The 2,615-nt window shown below is 65.8% G+C and carries 3 protein-coding genes; 1 reads left to right on the forward strand and 2 read right to left on the reverse strand.

The window, feature by feature from the left end:
* Positions 1-1,198, reverse strand: a 1,198-nt coding sequence (locus JaAD80_RS28855; protein WP_308410659.1) for a type VI secretion protein IcmF/TssM N-terminal domain-containing protein, incomplete at its 3' end; no start/stop codon positions are given.
* A gap of 230 nt (positions 1,199-1,428) precedes the next feature.
* Positions 1,429-2,268, reverse strand: coding sequence for a M15 family metallopeptidase (locus JaAD80_RS28860; protein ID WP_102299617.1), 840 nt, complete (start codon positions 2,266-2,268; stop codon positions 1,429-1,431).
* A 125-nt stretch (positions 2,269-2,393) separates the two neighbouring features.
* On the opposite strand from JaAD80_RS28860, the gene JaAD80_RS28865 reads away from it, so the two are divergent.
* A partial coding sequence (locus JaAD80_RS28865; protein ID WP_219726908.1) for a hypothetical protein occupies positions 2,394-2,615 on the forward strand: 222 nt, incomplete at its 3' end.

The raw sequence follows: 2,615 nt of genomic DNA on the forward strand, positions 1-2,615 counted from the left end.
GGCGCGGGCGCGAAGGCCAGGTCGAAGCGGCGCGCACCTGCTGCGAGGACGCGCTGACGGGTTCACCCTCCTGCAGGGCGCTGGTGAAATAAAAGCCGCGGAACACGGGCTGGAACTGGAACGGGTTTTCCTCGAACAGGGTGGCAATAAAAGCGCGCAGGGCCGGCTTGATGGCGGCAAATTCCAGCGGAAAAGTGAATACCCCGGGCGCCATCGTCTTGCGCTGGCGGTGCGCCATGTTGGCCAGGCTCAGTTCCGTCAGGCCATCGTGCAGCTCGTCGAAGCACTGGTCGAAAAAACTCAGCAGGTCGGCCGTCGGCAGCTTGCGCTGGTAGGGCATGGTGGCGCCCCAGACACGCTCGCGCTCGCTGCGTTCCGCTTCCGCGAAAAACTCCGTGAAGCCGGCGATCAGGTCCGCCTTGGTGAACACGATGTACAGGGGTGCGAACACTTCCAGGCGCTCGATGACGTCCTGCACGCGCTTGCGCAGGCTGCGCGCCAGCTGCATGCCGACATCCGGATCGCCGCCCAGCTCGGCGATGCTGACGGCGATGAGGATGCCGTTGATGGGCGCCTTGCGCCGGTATTTTTTCAGCAGGTCGAGAAAGCCGAACCATTCGCCGCGGTGCTCGTCGACGACGGAGTAGCGGCCCGCCGTGTCGAGCACGATGCCGTCGGTGGTAAAGAACCAGTCGCAGTTGCGGGTGCCGCCCACGCCTTGCACGATCTTGCCGTCGGCGAAAGGAAATTGCAGGCCGGAATGCAGGATGGCGCTGCTCTTGCCGGCCGCCGGGTTGCCGATGATCATGTACCACGGCAATTCATACAGGGCGGCGGCGCCCGATTTGAGGCCCAGCTTGGACGTCTTGATGGTGTCGATGGCGTCCAGCATGCCCGTGCGCACGGCGTCGAGTTCGCCGTGCTGGGGCTGGGCGGCCGAGGCGGCTTCGGCAGCGGCGATCTCGGCCTGGTTGAGGATGGCCTGGCCCAGCGCCTGCGCATCGCGGCGCGCGCGGCGCCGCCGCCACAGCCACATGCCCAGCCAGGTCAGCAAGGCCAGCAGCAGCAAGCCCAGGGCCCACACCAGCGCCACTTCCAGCACCTCGGCACCCAGGTACAGGAAGACGGCCAGCGCGACGAAGCCGAGGATGGTCAGATGGCGGCTGTCGGTAATGAAATGCCAGATTCGTCGCAGCATGATGAGCCCAGGGTGAGGTCGGCAAAGCAGGAATGGCGGCGCCGCCAGGGTGCGCGGATGCGGCCCATCGTGACAGCATTGACGGGGGACTTTGTTGACATTGGACAAGTATCAAACGGCGGCGCATGGCGGGGAACGGCACGCCGTTGATGCGGCGCAAGCATGAGCCTGCCAGTGAAAAAAGCGCGCGCCGGCGGCGCTAGAATGGCTCGCGTGTTCCCTGCCTGCGCTTACTTTCCCAGCACATGGCGCTGGGGCAATTCCGTGTGGCCGAAATCCATCATGGTCCAGCGCCCGCCCCAGCGCAGGCCCACCGATTCGGCCGTCACGCCATATAAACGATAGCCGCGCATGGCCCAGGCGTTTTTTTCAGAAATGATGAGTTTTCCGTCCAGCATGAATGCACAATCGGCTGCCAGGCCGTACTGGTGATAACTTTGAAACGCCCGGGCATTCGTCACGTTCGGGCCGGCCGCCGCCAGCTGGTTCTGGCGCTCCGGGCTGCGGTAGCCTTCCAGCAAGACCATGTCGTAGCCATGCACGTCTTTCATGATCTTAAATACCAGCAGCAAGCGTTGCGCGTAGTCGTGGTCGAGCAATTGCCAGTTGCGGCTGGCGCCGCCCAGCAGCGGACGCAGCTGCGTCACTTCCGCCGTGGAGAACAGCAGTGGCGGCAAGGTGGGCGGCGGCACCAGCTGCTCGCCCTTGAGCAAATCGCTGACCTGGTCGTTGATGGCATGTTGCCGGTCCGCATAACCGCGCAAGGCGATGCGGTCGCTGGAGAGCCAGGCCAGCACGGGCGGCACGGTGACCAGCAGCATGCCGGCCAGCGACAGCCAGCGGTGGCGCAGCAGCAACTGCCAGCCGCGCGCCAGGCCGGAACCCGTGTGCCGCTGCAGGCGCTGCCATTGCGCGCCGCCGCCCTGGTTCAGGCGCTGCGCCCGCCGCTGCAAACGCCAGCCCAGGTTGACCATGGTGTGCAGCAAGATGGCGCGGCCGCCGGGAAACAGCAGCAGCCAGCAGGCGAAACAGGCAAGCAGGAAATACATCAGGACCAGGGCGACGAACATGGGGCGCTCCGTGACGGGAATGGGCGGGGCCGGAAAGCTTGCACGGCGGTACCGCCCATCGTAGGCGCCCGCGCATCGCATGAGCGCGGTTTACATCAAGTTCGACTCAGTTCGGAGGTGATATTTTGTCTTTACTAAACACCGGCAATGGCCAGCCGCGCGGACCAAACCTGCTGGCCAGCGCCGCCCCAGCCACGGCGACGGCCCCGGCCGAAGGCAACCGCATCCTCTCACAGCTTGAACATGGCGCTGCCGCGCCCGCCATATCGGCGGCGCGCTGGCGCCCTGGCTGGTGGCGCTGGGCAGCTGGTGGCGCCTGCCTGGCGGCGCTGGGCGTGGCCGTTTTG

Source organism: Janthinobacterium sp. AD80 (assembly GCF_002878455.1).
Lineage (GTDB): Bacteria > Pseudomonadota > Gammaproteobacteria > Burkholderiales > Burkholderiaceae_D > Janthinobacterium.